This window comes from Nocardiopsis baichengensis YIM 90130, assembly GCF_000341205.1.
GTDB classification, from domain to species: Bacteria; Actinomycetota; Actinomycetes; order Streptosporangiales; family Streptosporangiaceae; genus Nocardiopsis_A; species Nocardiopsis_A halophila.
In genome coordinates, this window is sequence record NZ_ANAS01000034.1 from 118,627 (window position 1) to 139,707 (window position 21,081).

At 74.6% G+C, this 21,081-nt stretch carries 18 protein-coding genes; 12 read left to right on the forward strand and 6 right to left on the reverse strand.

Going from position 1 to position 21,081, the window contains the following annotated elements:
* Positions 1-32: 32 nt before the first annotated feature.
* From C892_RS0123885 to C892_RS0123895, 3 genes are read right to left on the reverse strand one after another with little or no spacing between them, the layout of a single operon-like run.
* Positions 33-1,181 (reverse strand): DUF4350 domain-containing protein, encoded by a 1,149-nt coding sequence (locus tag C892_RS0123885; protein WP_017559254.1) that lies wholly within the window; start codon positions 1,179-1,181, stop codon positions 33-35.
* The gene (locus C892_RS0123890) at positions 1,178-1,780 is read right to left on the reverse strand and encodes a DUF4129 domain-containing protein (protein WP_026124591.1); all 603 of its coding nucleotides are present in this window, start codon (positions 1,778-1,780) and stop codon (positions 1,178-1,180) included. Before C892_RS0123890 ends, C892_RS0123885 begins: the two co-directional genes overlap by 4 nt.
* Complete coding sequence (locus C892_RS0123895; protein WP_017559256.1) at positions 1,777-3,051, reverse strand: glycerophosphoryl diester phosphodiesterase membrane domain-containing protein; 1,275 nt, start codon at positions 3,049-3,051, stop codon at positions 1,777-1,779. Before C892_RS0123895 ends, C892_RS0123890 begins: the two co-directional genes overlap by 4 nt.
* 437 nt (positions 3,052-3,488) lie before the next feature.
* Between C892_RS0123895 and mtrA the strand changes: the two genes are divergently transcribed.
* From mtrA to hpf, 5 genes are all read left to right on the forward strand, one after another.
* Positions 3,489-4,169 carry an MtrAB system response regulator MtrA gene (gene mtrA, locus C892_RS0123900; RefSeq protein ID WP_017538510.1) on the forward strand — a complete coding sequence of 227 codons (681 nt, stop codon included), beginning with the start codon at positions 3,489-3,491 and terminating at the stop codon, positions 4,167-4,169.
* Between the two features lie 34 nt (positions 4,170-4,203).
* Positions 4,204-5,976: an MtrAB system histidine kinase MtrB gene (mtrB, locus tag C892_RS0123905; protein WP_017559257.1), complete on the forward strand. Its 1,773-nt coding sequence runs from the start codon at positions 4,204-4,206 to the stop codon at positions 5,974-5,976.
* Positions 5,973-7,874: an LpqB family beta-propeller domain-containing protein gene (locus C892_RS0123910; RefSeq protein ID WP_040685569.1), complete on the forward strand. Its 1,902-nt coding sequence runs from the start codon at positions 5,973-5,975 to the stop codon at positions 7,872-7,874. The genes mtrB and C892_RS0123910 overlap by 4 nt, the downstream gene beginning before the upstream one ends.
* A gap of 71 nt (positions 7,875-7,945) precedes the next feature.
* Positions 7,946-8,629 carry a ComF family protein gene (locus C892_RS0123915; RefSeq protein WP_017559259.1) on the forward strand — a complete coding sequence of 228 codons (684 nt, stop codon included), beginning with the start codon at positions 7,946-7,948 and terminating at the stop codon, positions 8,627-8,629.
* Positions 8,630-9,395: 766 nt separating this feature from the next.
* Entirely contained in the window at positions 9,396-10,052 is a 657-nt protein-coding gene (gene hpf / locus C892_RS0123920; RefSeq protein ID WP_017538505.1) for a ribosome hibernation-promoting factor, HPF/YfiA family, read from the forward strand.
* 92 nt (positions 10,053-10,144) lie between these two features.
* Here the strand turns inward: hpf and C892_RS0123925 are convergent, their stop codons facing one another.
* Positions 10,145-10,534 (reverse strand): hypothetical protein, encoded by a 390-nt coding sequence (locus C892_RS0123925; protein ID WP_239647509.1) that lies wholly within the window; start codon positions 10,532-10,534, stop codon positions 10,145-10,147.
* A 236-nt stretch (positions 10,535-10,770) separates the two neighbouring features.
* Here C892_RS0123925 and secA point away from each other — a divergent pair, with 236 nt between their 5' ends.
* The gene (gene secA, locus C892_RS0123930) at positions 10,771-13,671 is read left to right on the forward strand and encodes a preprotein translocase subunit SecA (RefSeq protein WP_017559260.1); all 2,901 of its coding nucleotides are present in this window, start codon (positions 10,771-10,773) and stop codon (positions 13,669-13,671) included.
* A gap of 346 nt (positions 13,672-14,017) precedes the next feature.
* Here the strand turns inward: secA and C892_RS0123935 are convergent, their stop codons facing one another.
* Both C892_RS0123935 and C892_RS0123940 read right to left on the reverse strand, forming a co-directional pair.
* Positions 14,018-15,424, reverse strand: coding sequence for a PTS transporter subunit EIIC (locus C892_RS0123935; protein WP_017559261.1), 1,407 nt, complete (start codon positions 15,422-15,424; stop codon positions 14,018-14,020).
* Between the two features lie 72 nt (positions 15,425-15,496).
* A complete protein-coding gene (locus tag C892_RS0123940; protein ID WP_017538501.1) occupies positions 15,497-16,234 on the reverse strand; it encodes a GntR family transcriptional regulator in 738 nt (245 codons plus the stop codon).
* Between the two features lie 158 nt (positions 16,235-16,392).
* On the opposite strand from C892_RS0123940, the gene C892_RS0123945 reads away from it, so the two are divergent.
* The 6 genes from C892_RS0123945 to ptsP all read left to right on the forward strand — a co-directional run bounded on the left by C892_RS0123945 (position 16,393) and on the right by ptsP (position 20,984).
* On the forward strand, positions 16,393-17,436 hold the full coding sequence (locus C892_RS0123945; RefSeq protein WP_026124592.1) for an SIS domain-containing protein: 1,044 nt from the start codon (positions 16,393-16,395) through the stop codon (positions 17,434-17,436).
* A gap of 66 nt (positions 17,437-17,502) precedes the next feature.
* Positions 17,503-17,832, forward strand: a complete 330-nt coding sequence (locus C892_RS0123950; protein WP_083932591.1) for a PTS sugar transporter subunit IIB — start codon at positions 17,503-17,505, stop codon at positions 17,830-17,832.
* A gap of 60 nt (positions 17,833-17,892) precedes the next feature.
* On the forward strand, positions 17,893-18,345 hold the full coding sequence (locus C892_RS0123955; protein WP_017538498.1) for a PTS sugar transporter subunit IIA: 453 nt from the start codon (positions 17,893-17,895) through the stop codon (positions 18,343-18,345).
* Entirely contained in the window at positions 18,336-19,013 is a 678-nt protein-coding gene (locus tag C892_RS0123960; RefSeq protein WP_017559263.1) for an HAD family hydrolase, read from the forward strand. Before C892_RS0123955 ends, C892_RS0123960 begins: the two co-directional genes overlap by 10 nt.
* A 19-nt stretch (positions 19,014-19,032) precedes the next feature.
* Positions 19,033-19,290 (forward strand): HPr family phosphocarrier protein, encoded by a 258-nt coding sequence (locus C892_RS0123965; RefSeq protein WP_017538496.1) that lies wholly within the window; start codon positions 19,033-19,035, stop codon positions 19,288-19,290.
* Positions 19,290-20,984, forward strand: coding sequence for a phosphoenolpyruvate--protein phosphotransferase (ptsP, locus tag C892_RS0123970; RefSeq protein ID WP_017559264.1), 1,695 nt, complete (start codon positions 19,290-19,292; stop codon positions 20,982-20,984). Before C892_RS0123965 ends, ptsP begins: the two co-directional genes overlap by 1 nt.
* The last annotated feature ends 97 nt before the right edge of the window (positions 20,985-21,081 follow it).

The following is a 21,081-nucleotide window of genomic DNA, read 5'->3' on the forward strand; positions in this document are numbered from 1 at the left end:
CCCTCTCTCGGTGGTCACGTGGGGTGGGGCGGTCAGGCGCCGGGGGAGAGCCGCCGCTCCAGGCGGTCGAGGTCGTCGGCGAGGGCGGCCAGTGCCGCGTCGTCGGCCGTGTCGCCCCCCTCCGGGGCACCGTACAGCAGCGACCGCACCCGCCCCGGGTCGTCCCCGGTGCGCCGGGCGACGGCCTCGGCGACCGCGTCGGCGCCGGCGCCGGGCCCCAGCCCGACGGCGGTGCGCAGCCGCTCGGCGGTGTCGGCGCGCAGCGCGGCGGCGGCCCGGTCCCGGGCCCGCCGGGAGGCGTAGAGCCGGGCCCGGCCCTCGGTGGTCTCGGCGGCGCGCACCACGACCGGGAGCCGCTCGGCGACCAGCGGCCCCAGCCGGCGGCCGCGCCACAGCGCCAGCAGCACCAGCGCGGCGGCCAGCGGGACCGCGGACCAGACCAGCGGCCGCGGCAGCAGGCTCCAGACGCTCTGTCCGCCGCCCTGCACCGCCGCGTCGGGCAGGAACCACACGACGTCGCGCCCGTCGGCCAGGTTGAGCAGCAGTGCGGCGTTGCCCTCGCGGCCCAGCTCGGCGTTGGTCAGCGGCGCCGGGTCGCCGAGCACGGTGGTGGCCGCCCCGTCCGGGCGGTCGGCGACGACGAGCGCGTCGCCGCCGTCGACCGGGTAGCAGCCGGTGGCGCCGCCGGTGTAGGTCTCGCCGCCGGTGTCGGCGGCCCCGGCGGCCTGCGCGGCGGGCAGCCCGCACCCGGGCTCCAGGGCGCCGCCGTCGGCGCGCCCGGCCACCGCGACCCCGGGGGCCAGGGTCCGCAGCGCGGGGCCGCTGGGGCGCACGGCGAGCACGTCGGCGCCGGAGCCGGCGAGCCGGTCCAGCTCGTCGCCGGTCAGCCGGTAGGAGGCGGACAGCACGACCAGGGCGTCGCCGGAGGCGGCGTCGAGCGCCGAGGCGCTGTCCCGGGCCACCGTGACGTCGCCGCCCTGGTCTTCGAGGATGTTGACGAGCGCGCGCGAGCCCTCCGGCGTCGTCGCCTCGGGCTCCAGCAGCCCGGTGCGCTCGGGGCTCGCCCCGAGCGAGACGATGAAGGAGAACAGCACCAGGACGGCGATCACCGCGACCGGCCCGCGCGCGCTGCGCCAGCGGGCCGCCAGTGACGGGGGAGCGGTCGGGGAGGCGGTCGTCACCGTGCGGCCTCCTGCGGGCGTGCGGCGGACAGGGCCTCGTCCAGGTCGCGCAGGGCGCGGTACCCCTCGGGGGTGGCCGGCCGGTCGCCGTAGGCGCTGTCGTTGAAGACCACCGCGGCCTCCTCCAAGGCGGCCCGGTGGGCGGGCAGCGCCTCGCCCGCGTCGGCGGCCAGCTCGGTGGCGGTGCGCCCGGGGCGCGGCGCCACCACGGCGCGCTCCTCCAGGTCCAGGGCGATGGCGCGGAGCCGCTCGCGGACCGCGGCGGACAGGTCCCCGGCCGCGGCGTGCCGTTCGGCGGCGGCCCGGTGGTCCGCCGCGGTCGCCGGGGCCCGGTCGCCGAACAGCGCGGCGGCCGAGGAGGCCCTGCGGGCCGGGCGGGCCCGCACGATGAGCACCACCGCGGCCAGCACCAGCACCGCCAGCAGCGGGCCCAGGGTCCACCAGCCGCCGGGCAGGTCCCCCGCGGCGCCTTGGGCGAGCTCGGTCAGCATCTCCCAGAACCGGGACAGGGCGCGCTGGACCAGCCCCGGTTCGGCGGCGCCGTAGGCCGGGTCGGAGAGCTCCTCTCCGGCGATGCGGGCGCCTTCCTCGCGGGTCACCACGGCTGGGCCCCCGGTGCGGGCTGGGCCCCCGAGGGGGGCGCGGCCGGCGCGTCGGGCAGGTAGACCTCGGGGCCGATGGCGGCGCCCTGCTGGGCGGCGGCCTGCAGCCGCAGGTCCAGGGCCTCACGGCGCATCCGCAGGTCGACGTAGAGCAGGCCGGTGACCCCGCTCAGGAACGGCGAGGTGATCGCGCCGCCCAGGACCGACCCCAGGAAGATCGCCGTGGCGTAGAGGACCGCCGCCAGCGCGGTGTCGGTGACGGCGACCATCGCCACCGACCCGCCGAGGGAGAAGGGCGTGGCCAGGATGCCCGCCACCATGCTGGTGATGATCGAGGCCAGGATGAGGATGCCGAAGGTGCGCCACCACGATCCGGTGGTCAGCCGCCAGGAGCGGGCCAGGGCCCGTCCGGCGCCCACCCGCTCGAGCACCGCGGCCGGCATCGCCAGCGCCACGCGGACGTAGATCCACACGCCGAGCACCGCGGTGAGCAGCAGGCCGCCGATGAGCAGCGGCACGCCCAGCCAGGGCTCGACCTCCACGGCCAGGAACACGCCGCCGATGAGCACCCCGAAGAACAGCACGAACCAGCCGATGCTCATCAGCACCAGCAGCCCGGCCACCCCCAGGACGGCGCCGGTGCGCGGGGCGAACCAGGCGAACGCCTCCCGGACGGTGGGCCGCCGCCCCAGCACCGCCATGCCGATGACCGAGGCCAGCACGCCGGAGAGCACCGCCGTTCCGACGAACTGCACCACCAGGCCTCCGGCGTTGAGCGCCATCGTCGTCACCGAGAACGGGAAGGCGTCGCCGGGGGCCCCACCGGGCTCGACCTGGGTGGCGAACCGGTCCATGTCGTTGAGCAGGGTGCCGTTGCCGATCGAGGGCAGCAGGCTGACCACGGCGCTGAGCAGCACCGCCAGCCCCAGCACGGTCTTGGGGTTGCCGCGGATGTAGCTGAAGGCCCCGTTGAAGATGTCGCCCAGGGTGAGCGGTCGCAGCGCGATGATGCCCGGGCGCGGCACCGGCGGCGGCCCCCAGCCGGGGGCGCCGTACCCGCCGTGGCCGCCGTAGGGGGGGTGGCCCCCCGGGGGCGGCGGGGACCCGCCGGGCGGCGCGTACCCCGGGCCGTATCCGGGGCCGGACGGGGCGGGCCCGGGATCCTGCGGCGGGGGCGCGGCGCCTCCGCCGGGGACGGCCCACGGACCCGGAGGCGGCGCCTGTTCGGGTCCCGGATCGCCTCCGGGGCGGCCGTCGTCGTGCGTCATCTCTCCTCCGCCGTCCGTCTAACGCATGGGTGTCCCCACGCTATGCGAGATCGCCCGCGGGGCGGGCCGCGGCCCGCCCCGGCCACCCTTCGCGCCCTGCGTGAGCGGCGCGTCCATTCGTTCGTTTTGTATGCTTTCGGTTATCTACCGACCAAGTCGCGCGATGTCCGGAGGCGGACAGCCCGGGGCGGTGCCCGCGGGCGCGGACGGGGCGGGGAGTACGCGATCGGGGAGGCGATCGGGCCGAGGCCGCGGGGTGACCGGGGCGAACCGCAGCCGGACGCGCCGGGGAGATGGCAAGGTGTGGGGGAGACCACGGCTCCCGCCAGGGACCCCCGGCAGAAGTGACCGCAGTTCGCCGCTTGAGTGTCCAGAAAGGAGAAGGCGCCGGGTGACGCGTCCCCATCGGGGAGGCGGACCGGGTGCCGGAAGCATTGATGAAGGGACGCGTACTGGTCGTCGACGACGACCTCGCCCTCGCCGAGATGCTCGGCATCGTCCTCAGAGGCGAGGGCTTCGAGCCGACGTTCGTGCACGACGGGGACAAGGCGCTGGAGGCCTTCCGCGAGTCCAAGCCCGACCTGGTGCTGCTGGACCTGATGCTGCCCGGGACCGAGGGCATCGACGTGTGCCGTCAGATCCGCGCCGAGTCGGGCGTGCCGGTGGTGATGCTGACCGCCAAGGGCGACACCGTCGACGTGGTGCTCGGCCTGGAGTCGGGGGCCGACGACTACATCGTCAAGCCGTTCAAGCCCAAGGAGCTGGTGGCCCGCGTCCGCGCGCGCCTGCGCCGAACCGAGGAGCCCGCCCCCGAGGTGCTCCAGATCGGCGACATCACCATCGACGTGGCCGGGCACGCGGTGCGCCGGGACGGCGAGCCGATCAGCCTCACCCCGCTGGAGTTCGACCTGCTGGTGGCGCTGGCCCGCAAGCCGCGCCAGGTCTTCACCCGCGAGGTGCTGCTGGAGCAGGTCTGGGGCTACCGGCACGCCGCCGACACCCGCCTGGTCAACGTGCACGTCCAGCGGCTGCGGGCCAAGATCGAGAAGGACCCGGAGCACCCCGAGGTCGTGGTGACCGTGCGGGGCGTCGGCTACAAGGCCGGCGGCGCCGCCTGACCGGATCCGGACGGGAACGGGAGCAACGGGAGCAGTGGCCGCCGACGGGACCAGCGACCCCGCCGCGCCGCAGGAGGCGGCGGGGGCGGACGAGTCGGCCCCGGGGGCGCTGCACAGGGTGAGCACCGGACTGCTGCGCGGTTACCTCGCGGCCCAGCGGGCCGCCCGCGGCCTGGTGCGCTGGGTGCACCAGCGCTGGCGCTCCTCGCTGCAGCTGCGGGTGGTCTCCAGCACGCTGGCGATCTCGGTGGCGGTCGCCGCCGTGCTCGGCTTCTTCCTGGTCCAGCAGGTGCGCAGCGGGCTGCTGGAGGCCCAGCGCGAGGCGGCGCTGAACGACCACGCCGCCGGGGTGAGCAGCGCGATCAACGCGCTGCAGGACGGCGACCAGTCGGTGGACTCCGAGGAGCTGCTGGAGAGCATCGTCGACGACCTGGCCGGAGGGCGTGCCGAGTCGGGCGCCTACGACGTGATGATCCTGCCGAGCGTGTCCGGCACCCGCGGGTTCGTCGGCGGGGACGTGCGCAGCGCCACGGTCCCCGAGCGGCTCCGCGAGACGGTGCAGGCCTCGGCCACCGGCGAGCCCGCCTACTGGACCTACACCGAGATCCGGCGGGACTACGCCGACGACGAGCCCGGCCTGGTGGTCGGCGCCCCGCTCTCGCACACCTACGAGCTCTACTACGTCTTCCCGCTCTCGCACGAGCAGGACATGCTCGACCTGGTGCAGAACACCCTGTTCGTGGTCGGCGCGCTGCTGTGCCTGGTGCTGGGGGTGATCTCCTACCTGGTCACCCGGCAGGTGGTGAGCCCGGTGCGGGCGGCGGCCGGGTCGGCCGAGCGGCTGGCCGAGGGCGAGCTGAACGAGCGCATGCAGGTGCGCGGCACCGACGACCTGTCCCGGCTGGCGGTCTCCTTCAACGAGATGGCCGGGAGCCTGCAGGAGAAGATCCAGGAGCTGGAGGAGCTGTCCAAGTCCCAGCGCCAGTTCGTCTCCGACGTCTCGCACGAGCTGCGCACCCCGCTGACCACCATCCGGATGGCCGGCGACCTGCTCTACGAGCAGCGCGACGACCTGGACGCGGCGATGAACCGCTCGGTGGAGCTGCTCCAGGGCCAGCTGGAGCGGTTCGAGGAGCTGCTGGGCGACCTGCTGGAGATCAGCAGGCACGACGCGGGCGCGGCCGCCCTCGCGGTGGAGCCGGTGGACATCCGCGACTGCGTGCTCAAGGCGGTCGGCGACTCCGAGCAGATCGCCGAGAAGCGGGGCATCAAGGTGGTGCTGCGCCTGCCCGCCGAGCCGTGCACCGCCGACATGGACGCCCGCCGCATCACCCGCATCCTGCGCAACCTGGTCGTCAACGCGATCGAGCACAGCGAGGACCGGGACGTGGTGGTCACCGCCGCGTGCGACCGGGACGCGGTGGCCGTGGCGGTGCGCGACCACGGGGTGGGCCTCAAGGAGGGCGAGGAGCACCTGTGCTTCGACCGCTTCTGGCGGGCGGACCCGGCCCGCGCCCGCACCACCGGCGGGACCGGGCTCGGGCTGTCGATCGCCAAGGAGGACGCCCAGCTGCACGGCGGTTGGCTGCAGGCCTGGGGCGAGCCCGGGGCCGGGTCGCAGTTCCGGCTCTCCCTGCCCCGCTCGGCCGGCCAGGAGCTGCGCGGCTCGCCGCTGCCGCTGGTGCCGCCGGAGCGCTCGATGGGCCGCGGCCGCATCGCCCGCCCCGCGCCGGAGGAGGCGCCCGCGGGCGAGCCGGCGCCCGCCGAGGAGCAGGGGCGGACCACCACCGCGGGGGAGGTCGGATGAGACGCGTGCCCAATCGTGCCGGCGCCGCCGCCGGGGCCCTGGCGGTGCTCATCGCCGGGGGCTGCGCCACGGTGCCCTCGGCCGGCCCCATCGCCCAGAGCGACCGCGGCGGGGACTCCCCCGCCGCCTCCGACTCCTACGTGCGCATGCTGCCCGCCGGACCCCAGCCCGGCGTCAGCGAGGACGGCCTGGTCCAGGGGTTCCTGAAGGACATGGCCAGCTTCGAGGACAACCACGCCGCGGCCCGGCGGTTCCTGCTGCCCGACCGCCGCTCCTCCTGGTCGCCGGACGACTCGGCGCTGGTCTACGAGAGCATGGACACCGTCTCGCTGGACGTGGAGCCCGGGACCGACGAGAACACCGCCACGGTGCGGATGCGCACCCCCGAGGCGGCCGTGATCGACCCCGACGGCCACTACGTGGCCGGCGACGGCGGCGACCTCATCGACGTCTCCTTCCGGCTGGAGCGGGACGGGGAGGGCGAGTGGCGCATCGCCGACCTGCCCGACCGGCTCGTCCTGGCCCGCGCCGACGTCGAGCGGGTGTACCGGCCGCTGAACATGTACTTCTTCAACCGGGACCGCCGCACCCTGGTCCCCGACCCGGTGTTCATCCCGGTGACCTCGGACGACGTGGCCACCCGCCTGGCCAAGAAGGTGGTGGCCGGGCCGACCCGCTGGCTCTCCCCGGCGGTGGGCTCGGCGTTCCCGGAGCAGGCCCGCGCCGACGTGGCCTTCGACGGCGGCCGGGTGACGGTGGAGCTGGGCGGCCGCACCCCCTCGGCCGAGGACCGCGAGGCGATGGAGGCCCAGCTGGGCTGGACCCTCAAGCAGCTGCCGGAGGTGCAGGAGGTGGTGCTGCGCGCCGGCGGGGAGGAGAGCCGCGTCCCCGAGGACGAGGAGGAGAGCCTGCAGGGCGCCACCGAGGAGTGGGCGTCGGTCGACCCCTCGGGCGTCGGCGGCGGAGGGCTGAAGGCCTACTTCGTGCGCGAGGGGCGGCTGTGGAGCATGGAGGGCGAGCAGGACGGCGGCCGCCCCGAGGTCGCCGCGGTCCCGGGGGCGCCCGGCCAGGGCGGCGAGGCGCTCGGCGGGTACGCGGTCTCCCTGGACGAGCAGCACTTCGCCGCCGTGGACGGGGAGAACGACCGGGTGGTGCTGGCCGACGCCGGGGACGGGTCCTTCCGCCCGGTGCTCGACGGCGAGGGGTTCTCGGCCCTGTCCTGGGACTCCTACGGCAACCTCTGGGCCGTGGAGCAGCTCGGCCCGGAGCCCGCCGACGACGGCGGGGAGGACGGCGCCGGCGAGGACGGGGACGCGGAGGACTCCGAGGGGGCCGGCGGTGACGAGGAGTCCGGGGACGAGGGGTCCGGCGGCGGTGAGTCCGAGGACGAGGAGTCCCCGTCCACACGGGTGTGGATGCTGCGCGGCGGCACCGACCCGGTGGAGGTGGAGGTCCCCGGCCTGACCGACCGCGCCGTCTCCCAGCTCCGGCTCTCCCGCGACGGCACCCGCGCGGCGGTCATCACCGAGGACGGCGGCGCCGGCGGCCGGCTGTGGGTGGGCCGGGTGTCCGCGGACGAGGACGGCGGCGTCCGGCTCGGCGGCTTCATGGGGCTGGCGCGCGACGTCGGCGAGGTGGTCGACGCCGCCTGGCGCGGCGCCGACCAGCTGGCCGTCCTGGGCACCCAGCGCGACGGCGCGGTCCGGGGCTACCTGGTCCCGCTGGACGGCGGCACCGCCCCCTCCAGCGTGGGCCCGCTGTCGGGGGCCCGCACCATCGCGGCCGCCCCCGAGCTGCCGCTCCTGGCCGGTGCCGACGACGACCAGCTCTGGCTGACCGCCGACCGCGTCAGCTGGCAGCGCGCGACCGAGGGCAGCGACCCGGTCTTCCCCGGGTAGTCCCCGCCCGGCCGTCCACAGGGGCGTGGTCCGCCGGTCCCCCCGGGGCCGCGCCGGGTGAGACTGAGGGCGTGCTCTCCCTCTCCCGGCTCCGTGCCCTGGGCGGCCTCGCGATCGGGCAGTGCTGCGCCGGCTGCGGGCGTCCCGGGCCGCTGGTCTGCGCGGAGTGCGCGGACCGGCTCGCGCCCCGGCCGCACCGCTGCTCGGCCCGTCCCGGGTGCCCGCCGACCTGGGCCGCCGGGCCCTACACCGGCGCCGACCGGGCCCTGCTGCTGGCCTACAAGCACGGCGGCGCCCGGGCGCTCGCCGCGCGGTCGGCCGAGCGGCTGGCCGCCGCCGTCGCGGCCGCCGTCCCCGGCCCCCGGCCGGTGCTGCTGGTCCCGGTGCCCGCCCGGCCGCAGAGCGTCCGGCGCCGGGGCGGCGACCAGGTCCTGCCGCTGTCCCGCCGCACCGCCCGTGCCCTGCGCGGGCGGGGGCGCGCCGCCGCGCACCTGCCCCTGCTCCGGCACGTGCGCCGGGTCGACGACCAGGTGGGCCTGGGGCGCGCCGGACGGCGGCGGAACCTGTCCGGTGCGCTCGCCGTCCGTCCGGGGCGCGCGCCGCCGGACACCGCGCCGACCGGCACGGTGGTGGTCGACACGGTGCTGGTCGACGACGTCGTCACCACCGGGGCCACGCTGGCCGAGGCGGCGCGTGCGCTGCGGGCCTCCGGCGCCACCGTGCGGGCCGCGGCGGTCCTGGCCGAGCGCAGGTGAGCAGGGGGACGGGGGCGGTCCGGGGCCGTCCCCGGGGGCGTCAAAAATCTTTTGCCGGCGGGGCCGAAGGGGTCCGCTCCGGTGCCGTGAAGGGGCATCCGTGCCGTTTCCAGGACCTCCGGTGCGAATTCTCCACCTGACAAGTGGCGGTTCTCGGGTTAGCGTTTCGGACATGGCACCCGCCCGGGTCCGTGGTTGCGCCGGGGTGCGCTGCGCCGACAGGCGGAGCGGACCGCGGCAAGCCGATGCCAGGCGCAGGCGAAACGGCCCACGTAAGGCGACTTTTCGTCGTCCGATCACGGTGCGCCTTAGAGGTAAGACCTGCCTCGCAGAGGGTCCGGATGATCCTCGGGAGCGGGAGAAGGGCAGTAGTCGCACGCAAAGCGGCGGACCCCTCAGCAGGCGGATGTGGGGACGAAGACCAGGTCGGCCGGGCGGGTGGCATCCTCTTCCTCCGGTGTGCGCGCCCCGGCCGGCGGGCCCGGCGGCCCCGCCGGGCGCCCGCACGGCGCGCCGGTCCTGTCCCGAATGTGGTGTTCCCGGCCGTGAACAGGGTCTCTGCCACTCGATGCGCGGGTGATCATGGCCGTGTTCCGGGGTATACGCAAACCCAGACGAGCCGTCGCGAGCCGCCTGGGCCGCGCGTTCCGCGGGCAGCCGGGCGGTCGGAAGGAGGAGCCCTTCGGTCCCCGCGCGCGCCGCGCGCAGGGATGCACCAACGGCCTGGCCGCCGCACGGGCGGCGGCTGAGCGATCAAGGGGGTCTTGTGGACATCATCGTCAAGGGGCGGCGCACCGAGATCAGCGACAAGTTCCGGCAGCACGTCGAGAACAAGCTCGCCAAGCTCTCGAAATGGGAGCGCAAGGGGATGACCGTCGACGTCGAGGTCTCCCGCGAGCGCAACCCGCGCCAGTCGTCCCAGAGCGAGCGGATCGAGCTGACGATCCACTCCACCGGCCCGGTCATCCGCAGCGAGGCCTCGGCCGACGACCGCTACGGCGCCCTCGACCTGGCCCTGGACCGGGTCGAGTCGCGGCTGCGCAAGGTCGTCGACCGCCGGAAGGTGGGCAAGGGCAAGCGCGCCCCGGTGTCGGTGGCGGCGGCCACCGCGGACCTCGCCGAGCCCGGCGCCGCCGGCGCGGCCTGGGTCCCGGCGCCCGCCGGCGCGCCCGCGGAGTCGGCTGCCGGGGAGGAGGGGCGCTTCGACGACGAGTTCGTCGAGCTGGACACCCAGGGGGACGGCCCGGTCATCGTCCGCGAGAAGTTCCACTCGGCCAAGCCCATGAGCATCGACCAGGCCCTCATGGAGATGGAGCTCGTGGGCCACGACTTCTACCTGTTCCACGACGAGGAGAAGGACGCCCCCAGCGTCGTCTACCGGCGCCGGGGCTTCAACTACGGGGTCATCCGCCTGACGGACTGACCCGCCCCGGCCCGCACCACGGGGGCGGCGCACCCGGTGCGCCGCCCCCTCCCGCGGCCCCGGCCGGGCGCCTCACGCCCCGGCCGGGCGCCTCACGCCCCGGCCCGGCGGCGCTCGGCCTCCAGCTCGCGGTCGCGTTCCTTGATCCGGTGCAGCGGCGTGGTGTGCGGCTCCTCGGACTCGCGGTGCGGGTCGTCCAGCACCACGTCGGTGAAGATGTCCCCGGCCACGCACACCGCCAGCCCGGCCAGCGCCGCCACCGCGGCGGCGATCAGCGGCCAGGGCGTGCCGGCCACCATCGCCGCGGCCGCCAGCAGCGCCCCCGCCAGGAGCAGCCCCACCCCGATCCAGGAGCGGACGCGCCCGCGGTGGTCGCCGGTGGGGGCGAACCGCCCCCCTTCCCTCTGGTAGCCCCGGATGCGGGCGTCGTAGCGCCCGGCGTCCCGTCCGGTGTGCTCTTCGCGCTCGCGGCGGTCTGCCATCTCGGTGTCCCCCTTCACCGTGGTCCTCGGCCCTTCACAGGCCCTCCCCCTGGCGATATACCCGAACGAACGCCCTCTGCCCGTTCCGTCCCCCGGCCGCGGCCCCGTGCCGCCCCGTCGGGAGGGCGCGGGCGGGACGGCGAGGCAATAAGCTCGCCTAGGATGGAAGGCTGGGGGTCAAGGACACCGTCCCGCCTCCGGACGCGGGCCCCGATCTGCTGAGGAGCGCAGAGCAAGTGCCAGGCATACTCGACAAGGTCCTCCGCGCGGGAGAAGGCAAGATCCTGCGCAAGCTCAAGAAGCTCACGGACCAGGTCAACTCGATCGAGGAAGACTTCGCCGACCTCACCGAGGCCGAGCTCCGCGAGCTCACCGACGAGTACCGCGAGCGCCTCAAGGACGGCGAGAAGCTCGACGACCTGCTCCCCGAGGCCTTCGCCACGGTCCGCCGCGCCGCCCAGCTGACCCTCGGCCAGCGCCACTTCGACGTCCAGATCATGGGCGGGGCCGCGCTGCACCTCGGCAACATCGCCGAGATGAAGACCGGTGAGGGCAAGACCCTGACCTCCACCCTGCCGGTCTACCTGAACGCGCTCACGGGCGAGGGCGTGCACGTGGTCACCGTCAACGACTACCTGGCCCGCCGCGACGCCGAGAACATGGGCCGCATCTACCAGCTGCTGGGGCTGGAGGTCGGGGTGATCAGCCCCGAGATGAAGCCGGACGCCCGCCGCGCCGCCTACGCCGCCGACGTCACCTACGGCACCAACAACGAGTTCGGCTTCGACTACCTGCGCGACAACATGGCGCTGTCGATGGACGCGCTGGTGCAGCGCGGCCACAACTTCGCCATCGTCGACGAGGTCGACTCCATCCTCATCGACGAGGCCCGCACGCCCCTGATCATCAGCGGCCCGGCCCAGCAGAACTCCCGCTGGTACGAGGTCTTCGCCAAGATCGCCCCGCGCCTGCGCCGCGACGAGGACTACGAGGTCGACGAGAAGAAGCGCACCGTCGGCATCAACGAGTCCGGCGTCGCCAAGGTCGAGGACCAGCTCGGCATCGAGAACCTGTACGAGCCGGCGAACACGCCCCTGGTCTCCTTCCTCAACAACGCCATCAAGGCCAAGGAGCTCTACCGCAAGGACAAGGAGTACATCGTCAACGACGGCGAGGTGCTCATCGTCGACGAGTTCACCGGCCGCGTGCTCCGCGGGCGCCGCTACAACGAGGGCATGCACCAGGCCATCGAGGCCAAGGAGCGGGTGAAGATCAAGGACGAGAACCAGACGCTCGCCAAGATCACCCTGCAGAACTACTTCCGCCTCTACGACAAGCTCTCGGGCATGACCGGCACGGCCGAGACCGAGGCCGCCGAGTTCCACCAGACCTACGGCATCGGCGTGGTCCCCATCCCGACCAACAAGCCGATGATCCGCTCCGACGAGAAGGACCTCGTGTACAAGCACGAGGAGGGCAAGTTCGACGCCATCGTCGAGGACATCGCCGAGCGCCACGAAGAGGGCCAGCCGGTGCTGGTGGGCACCACCAGCGTGGAGAAGTCCGAGCTGCTGTCCAAGCTGCTCAAGCGCCAGGGCGTGCCGCACGACGTGCTCAACGCCAAGAACCACGCGCGTGAGGCCTCGATCATCGCCCGCGCCGGCAAGCTGGGCGCGGTCACCGTGGCCACCAACATGGCCGGCCGCGGCACCGACATCATGCTCGGCGGCAACGCCGAGTTCATGGCCGACGAGGAGCTGCAGGGCCGGGGCCTGACCCCGCTGGAGACCCCCGAGGAGTACGAGGCCGCCTGGCCGGAGGCGCTGGAGAAGGCCGAGAAGGAGGTCGCCAGCGAGCACGAGCAGGTCGTCGAGGCCGGCGGGCTGTACGTGCTGGGCACCGAGCGGCACGAGTCGCGGCGCATCGACAACCAGCTGCGCGGCCGTTCGGGCCGCCAGGGCGACCCCGGCATGAGCCGGTTCTACCTGTCGCTGCGCGACGACCTGATGCGCATGTTCAACAGCGCCCGGGTCGAGATGATCATGGAGCGCACCAACTTCCCCGACGACCAGCCGATCGCCTCGGGCATGGTCACCAAGGCGATCCAGAGCGCGCAGACCCAGGTCGAGCAGCAGAACTTCGAGATCCGCAAGAACGTCCTGAAGTACGACGAGGTGCTCAACCGCCAGCGCAAGGTCATCTACTCCGAGCGCCGCAAGGTGCTGGAGGGGGCCGACCTGCAGGAGCAGATCGCCGGGATGGTCGACGACGTGCTGGACGGCTACGTGCGCTCGGCGACCGCCGAGGGCGACGCCGGGGACTGGGACCTGGACAAGCTCTGGAACGCCTTCAAGCAGGTCTTCCCGATCAGCTTCACGGTGGACGACCTCATCGAGGAGAACGGCGGCCTGGGCTCGCTCACCCCGGACCTGATCTCCGAGCGGGTCCGCGAGGACGCGCACGCGGCCTACACCCGCCGCGAGGAGGAGCTGGGCGCCGAGGCGATGCGCGAGGTCGAGCGGCGCATCGTGCTGCAGGTGATGGACCGCAAGTGGCGCGAGCACCTGTACGAGATGGACTACCTCCAGGAGGGCATCGGCCTGCGCGCCATGGCCCAGCGCAACCCGCTGATCGAGTACCAGCGGGAGGGCTTCGACATGTTCCAGGAGATGCTGGCCGCGATCAAGGAGGAGGCGGTCGGCTACATCTTCAACGTCGAGGTCCAGGTCAAGGGCAAGTCGGAGGTCAGCGCCTCCTCGGCGGCCGCCGCCGCGGCGGCCAACGGCACCGCGGTCGCCGCGGCCGCGGGCACCGCCACCGAGGACGAGGCCGAGGCGGAGGACGGCGAGGACACCGACGGCGGTGAGCCCTCGGAGAAGGGCGCCGACGCCTCTGACGACGCCGCCGACGACGACGCCGGCTCCTCCGGGGACGACGGGGAGGTCGTGGTCTCCGGCTTCGGGACCGACCGCGGCCCGGACCGGCTCCAGTACTCGGCGCCGTCCGAGGACGGCGGGGTCGACAAGCGGACCGAGACGGTGGAGGACTCCTACGCCGGGACGCCGCGGAACGCCCCCTGCCCCTGCGGGTCGGGCAAGAAGTTCAAGAAGTGCCACGGCGACCCGAAGAACAAGTAGCCGGACGGGCATGAACGCACGCGGCCGGGGCCGCCCCCACGGGGGTGGCCCCGGCCGCGTTTGGTCGGGCGCCGGTCGCGGTCCCGGAGACGGCGAACAGCCCCGCCCCGGTGCCACAGAACCCGCCGTGACCTGAGCGGATGAACGTGACCGCCGGGAAGGCGGGCAGGCCCGGAGGCCCAGTGGGCAGGGCGGGGCCGCCCTGTCCGTACGCGGAGCGGCGGGGCGCCTCCGGTGCGGCGTCCCACCCGACCGTCCGTCACCGGAGCCGGGTCCGGACATGGGGGAGCCCCCGGCCGCAGGCCGGGGGCTCCCCGTGGTGGTCCGTACAGGAAGGAGGAGGGCGTCAGCCGGTGCCGCCGCCCTTCTCCTGCCCCTTGGCGGCGCCGTCGCCGGACGCCGCGGCCTCGCCCGGCTGGTCCGGGTTGGCGGCCACCGAGGCGTTCTCCTCGACCGGCTCGCGGCCCGGGGTGGGCAGGTTGAGCTTCTTGATCAGGAAGTAGAACACCGCGTAGTAGATCGCGAAGTAGACCACGCCCATCAGCAGGATCCACACCAGCCCGGTGGTGTTGGACTTGAAGGCGTTGAGCACCATGTCGATCAGGCCCGCGGAGAACCCGAAGCCCAGGTGGGCGTCGAGCGCGTTCAGGATCGCCATCGAGACGCCGGTGAGCACCACGTGCACCGCGAAGAGCACCGGGGCGATGAAGATGAACGCGAACTCGATCGGCTCGGTGATGCCGGTGACGAACGCGGTCAGCGCCGCCGAGATCATGATGCCGCCGACCGTGGCCCGCTGGCTCGGGTGCGCGGCGCGCCACATGGCGATGGCGGCGGCGGGCAGGCCGAACATCAGCACCGGGAAGAAGCCGGACAGGAAGCCGCCGGCGGTCGGGTCGCCGGCCAGGTAGCGGTTGATCTCGCCGTGCACGACCTCGCCGGTGGCGGGGTTCTCGAAGCTGCCGAAGACGAACCAGACCACCGAGTTGACGATGTGGTGCAGGCCGAAGGGCAGCAGCAGGCGGTTGACGACGCCGTAGACGCCGGCGCCCAGCGGGCCGGAGGCCACGATCCAGGTGCCCAGGTCGTTGATCCAGCCGCCGACGGTGGGCCAGATGAAGCCGAAGACGACCGCCAGCAGCAGCGAGGCGACCGCGGTGACGATCGGGACGAAGCGGCGGCCGCCGAAGAAGCCCAGCCAGGCCGGGAGCTTGATCTTGTAGTAGCGCTGCCACAGCACCGCGGCCAGGATGCCGATCGCGATGCCGCCGAGCACGTCGGAGGGGTTCTTGACCCCCCAGTTGATGACCTCTTCGCCGGCGGCGTCGAAGGTGGTGACCGACTCCTTCAGCTGCCCGCTGGGGTCGAAGTGGAAGAAGAGGTACTTGGTCACGCGGTCGAACACCACGTAGCCCACCACGGCGGCCAGCGCGGTCGAGCCGTCGGCCCGCTTGGCGAAGCCGATGGCCACGCCCACCGCGAACAGCAGCGGCAGCGCCTGGAAGAGCGAGTCGCCGGCGGTGCCGATGACACCGGCGACCGGCTCCATCCAGCCCAGGCCGGTGACGTCGGCCAGGCCGCCCGGCTCCGGGCCGTTGGCGCCCAGCATGTCGCCCTGGCCGAGCCGGAGCAGGATCGCCGCCGCGGGCAGCACGGCGATCGGCATCATCAGGCTGCGCCCGATGCGCTGGAGCAGCCCGAGGAGCGAGGATCCCGCTCCTGCGCCGCTCTCGGCGGATTTCGTGGAACTCACTGGTGTTCCTCCATTGGATGCGGACGGGTGGGATGGCGGCGCCGGCGCGTGTGCGGGACGCGTCCGGCGGCCTCAGCCGCCGGCGGGGCGCCGCGGGTCCAGACGCGAGTGCAGCTGGTAGCGGTCCGCACGGTAGCTGGACACGGCCAGCTCCATGCAGACCCCCTTGCAGAAGCTGCGGCGCTGCATCGACAGCACCGGGCTGCCGTTGGGCAGCCCGAGCAGCTTCGCGTCTGCGGGGTCGCAGATCCCTGCTTCGATGGTCTGCTCGCCCGAGTCGAGGAGGATCCCGTACTCCTCTTCCAGGATCCGGTAGAGGGAGCGGTCGCCCAGCGCGACGCGCTCCAGTCCGGGCAGCGGCGCCAGCGGGAGCGTGGTGCGCTCGACCGCCATCGGCTCGCCGTCGGCGGTGCGCAGCCGCTCGATGTGCAGGACCTGGTCGCCGGGGGCCAGCTCCAGCAGCCGGGCGGTGTGCGCGGAGGCGGGGGCGGCGCGGCGCGCCAGGTCGCGCGATCCGGGTGTGAAGCCGCGTGCGCGCATATCCTCGGTGAACGAGGCCAGTTCGAGCGGCATGGCGATCTTGGGGCGGGCCACGAAGGTGCCCTTGCCCGGCACCCGGTACAGCGCCCCTTCCGATACCAGGACGTCCACGGTCTGGCGCACCGTCATCCGGGAGAGCCCGTAGCGGTTGCCGAGTTCGCGCTCGGAGGGGATGGGGTCGTCGACCGCGAGACCGCGCTCGGTGATCCAGTCCAGCAGCAGGTCCCGGAGCTGGGCGTACTTGGGAACCGGGCTCGTGGGGTCGATCATGGTTCGGTCGCCTGTTCGCTGGTGGGACGTTCTGGTATGACTGGTATAGGCCGGACTAGACCAGAGTACATTGTCATGTGCCGATCCGTTCCCGGCCGCACAGCGATTAACACGGGCGCCGGCGTCTCCGGCGGCACCAGCGATGGGGAAGATGCCTGATGACCACGACGACGAGCGTGATGCGCGCTGAGATCGCCGAGCAGCCCGCGGCGCTGCGCCGCACCCTGGAGGCCCTGACGCCGCTCACCGCGGACCTGGGCGAGCTGGGCCGCCGCACCCGGCAGGTGCTGTTCATCGCCCGCGGCTCCTCCGACAACGCCGCAGTGTACGGCTCCTACCTGCTCCAGGCGCACGCCGGGCGGCTGGCCACCCTGGCCTCGCCGTCGATCGCCACCACCTACGGCTCCAAGGTCGACCTGGACGGCGTGCTCGCCGTGGCGATCTCCCAGTCCGGCCGGACCGAGGAGATCGTCGACACCATGGCCTGGGCCGCCGACTGCGGCGCCCGCACCGTGGCGGTCACCAACGGGGAGGGCTCCCCGCTCGCCGAGTCCGCCGACCTGGCCCTGGTCACCAAGGCCGGGGACGAGCTGGCGGTGCCGGCCACCAAGACCTACACCACCCAGCTGGCCGCCCTGGCCGTGCTCGCCCTGGGCCTCGGCGCCGACCTGGACGCCGGCGAGCTGAACGCGGTGCCCGACGCCATCGAGGAGCTGCTGGCCGCCCCCGGCGACGGCGTGGAGGAGCTGGCCGAGCGGCTGACCCCGGTGCAGGGGGCGGTGATCTCCGGGCGCGGCATGGCCTTCTCCACCGCGCTGGAGGCCGCCCTCAAGCTCAAGGAGGCCTGCTACCTGCACGCCATGGGGCTGTCCTACGCCGACCTGCTGCACGGCCCGATCGCCGTGGTCGACTCCTCCACCCCGGCCATCCTGGTCGCGGCGAACTCCGGCCCCACGCTGCCGGGCACCGCCGCCCTGGCCGAGCGGGTCGCCGCGGCCGGCGCCCCGGTCTACGGCATCGGCGGCGGCTCCACCCTGGCCTCCGCCTGCGACCTGGCCCTCCCGGCGCCCGACCTGCCGGAGTGGACCGCGCCCATCGGGCTGATCGTCCCCGCCCAGCAGCTCACCGAGCGGCTGGCGCGGCGCCTGGGCTACAACCCCGACGCGCCCCGCGGCCTGGGCAAGGTCACCCAGACCTCCTGACCGCCCGGGCGGCCCCTGTGCGGGCCGAACGCTTCGGCCCGCGGCCCGCGGGCGCTTAAGCTCTGCATGGACCGGCAGGTCCGCGCCGGTCCACGACCGCCCACGGCCGTCCTCGGGCGCGGGCGGCCCGCCGGAACCTCGACAAGGCAAGGAAACAAGATGGCCGACAAGGCAGCCGCGATCGTCGCCGGGCTCGGCGGCGCCGACAACATCACCGACATCGAGGCGTGCATCACGCGCCTGCGCACCGAGGTGGCCGACCCGTCCAAGGTGGACGAGGCGGCGCTGAAGGCGGCCGGGGCCCACGGGGTCCTCTCCCAGGGCAACGTCGTCCAGGTGGTCGTCGGCCCCGAGGCCGACGCGCTGACCGACGACATCAACGACATCCTCGACTGACACCCGCACCCGGCGCGGGCCGAGCGCTCGGCCCGCGCCCCGCACCGGGAGGTGCCCACCATGCTCGCAGTGCTCTCGCCCGTCCCCGGGACCGCCACCGGACTGGCCGGGGTCCCCGACCCCGTCTTCTCCCAGGGGATGGTCGGACCCGGGACCGCGGTCGACCCCGAGCGCGCGCCCCAGACCGCCCTCGCCCCCATCGCCGGGACCATCGTCAAGCTGCACCCGCACGCCTTCGTCATCGCCGGTGAGGACGGCAAGGGGGTCCTGGTCCACCTGGGGATCGACACCGTCGACCTGAAGGGGGAGGGTTTCGAGACCCTGGCCTCCGAGGGCGCGACCGTCGAGGCCGGCGCCCCGCTGGTGCGCTGGGACCCGGCGGCCGTGGAGGCCGGGGGCCGCTCCCCGGCGGTCCCGGTCGTCGCCCTGGACGCCCCCCAGGACACCGTGCTGGACACCGTGGAGTCCGGCGCGGTCGAGGCCGGCTCGACCGCGCTGTTCACATGGCGGTGACCGGCGGCGGCGAGGGGCGCGGCGCCCTGTTCGACCTGGACGGCACGCTCGTCAACAGCGAGCCGCGGTCCATGGAGGTCTGGGCGCGCCTGCTCCAGGCGCACGGCCGGCCCTACGACGAAGAGGTGCTCCACCGCTTCATGGGCCGGCGCGGCCCGGACGTCGTGGCCGAGGACCCCTCGCTGTTCCCCGGCGTCTCCTGGGACGTGCTCCTGGTCGAGCTGCAGCGCATCGGGTCGGCGCCGGACCTGCCCCCGGTGCAGGTGCTGCCCGAGTCGGTGGCGTTCGTGCGCTCCCTGCACGGGCGCGGCGTCCCGGTGGCGCTGGTGACCTCGGCCGGACGGGAGTGGGCCGAGTCCGCGCTGAAGATGGCCGGCCTGTGGGAGCTGTTCACCGGCACGGTCACCGCCGCCGACGTCGCCGTGGGCAAGCCCGACCCCGAGGGGTACCGCGCCGGGGCGCGGATGCTGGGCGTGCCGCCCGAGCGCATCACCGTCTTCGAGGACACCCCCGCCGGGGTGGAGGCCGGCCGACGGGCCGGAATGGGCGTGGTCGGGGTCACCACCACCCACGACCGCGAGACACTGTCCGGTGCCGACCTGGTGGTCGACCACCTGACCGAAGTGGGCTGGCCCCCGCCCGGCGGGACCGGCCGAGCCAAGGCATGAGGAAACAGAGGAGCCAGCAGTGGCAGAGCGCCGCGTGAAAGTCGAGTCCGAGGTCGGGCTGCACGCCCGGCCCGCGGCGATGTTCGTCGAGGCCGCCTCCAAGGCGTCCGGGGAGGCGACCGTCGCCAAGGGGGACGGCGCGCCCGTCTCCGCCAAGAGCATCCTGGCCGTGATGGGCCTGGACGTGCGGCACGGTGACGAGATCACCATCAGCGTGGACGGCGAGGACGCCGAGACGGTGCTCGACCGGTTGGCCGAGATCGCGGGTGCGGCCTGATGGGGCAGCCCGACGAGCGGGTACTGGAGGGCACCGGGGTCAGCCCCGGCGTGGGCTACGGCCCGGCGCTGCGCCTGGCCCGCTCGGTGCCCGAGCCGCCCTCGACCGGATACGAGGGGGACGCCGAGGCCGAGGCCGCCCGCGCCGCCGAGGCGATGGAGGAGACCGCGCGCGACCTGTCCGCGCGCGGTGAGAAGGCCGGCGGGCAGGCCCAGGAGGTGCTGTCGGCGCAGGCGCTGATGGCCCGCGACCCGGCCCTGGCCGACGACGTGCGCCGCCGGGTGCGCGAGGGGGCGGCCGCCGCCCGCGCCGTGGCCGACGCCTTCGGCGTGTACCGCGAGATGCTCGCGGCGGCCGGGGAGTACATGGCCGCGCGCGTGGCCGACCTGGACGACGTGCGCGACCGCATCGTCGCCCGGCTGCTGGGCGTCCCGGTGCCGGGCGTGCCCGAGTCCGACACCCCGTTCGTGCTGGTCGCCGCCGACCTGGCGCCGGCCGACACCGCCACGCTCGACCCGGACCAGGTGCTGGCCTTCGTCACCCGCGAGGGCGGGCCCACCAGCCACTCGGCGATCCTGGCCCGCTCCCTGGGCCTGCCCGCGGTGGTCGCGGGGGCGGCGGCCGACGGCATCGCCGAGGGGGCCGCGCTGCTGGTGGACGGGACCGCCGGCGAGGTCGTCGCCGACCCCTCGGCCGAGCGGGTCGAGCGGGCCCGCGCCCGGCAGGCCGCCCGCGAGGCCGCGGCCGCGCAGAGCGGTGGGCCCGGTGCCACCTCCGACGGCCACCGGGTGCCGCTGCTGGCCAACATCGGCGGCCCCAAGGAGCTGCCGGCGGCGCTGGAGAACGGCGCCGAGGGCGTGGGGCTGTACCGGACCGAGTTCCTCTTCCTGGACCGGGGCGAGGCCCCCGGGCACGAGGAGCAGGTGGAGGCCTACCGGGCGGTGCTGGACGCGTTCCCGGCCGGGAGCAAGGTCGTGGTGCGCACCCTGGACGCCGGGGCGGACAAGCCGCTGGCCTTCCTCCCGCCGCCGGGGGAGGAGCCCAACCCGGCCCTGGGCGTGCGCGGGCTGCGCATGATGCGCCGCCACCCCGAGATGCTGTCCTCCCAGCTCACCGCGTTGGCCGAGGCGGCGCGCGGTGCGCAGGCGGTGCTCAACGTCATGGCGCCGATGGTGACCGACGCCGAGGACGCCGCCTGGTTCGCCGAGCGCGCGCAGGAGGCGGGCATCGAGCACGCGGGCGTCATGGTGGAGGTGCCGGCCGCCGCCCTGGGCGCGCGCCATCTGGCGCGCAGCGCCGGCTTCTTCAGCATCGGCACCAACGACCTGACCCAGTACGCCTGCGCCGCCGACCGCGAGGCCGGCGGGCTGAGCCGGTTCCAGGACCCGTGGCAGCCCGCGGTGCTGGAGCTCATCGCCGCCACGGCGCGCGCGGCCGCGGCGGCCGCGCGCCCGTGCGGGGTGTGCGGCGAGGCCGCCGCCGACCCGCTGCTGGCGTGCGTGCTGGTCGGCGCGGGGGTGACCACCCTGTCCATGGGGGCCTCGGCGCTGCCGCTGGTCCGTGCGGCCCTGAGCCGCGCGAGCCTGGAGGAGTGCAAGGCGGCGGCGAGCGCCGCCCTGGACGCCCCTGGGACCGACGAGGCCAAGCGCGCGGCCCGGGACGCCCTCCCGGGCGTGGCCGAGCTGGGACTGTAGGCGGCAGCCGAGGACGCGCCTACACGCGGCGCGCGTTCAGCGCTCGGGCCCGAATGCACAGGCCGTCGGGGCCGTGCCCGCCGGAACGGCGGGCACG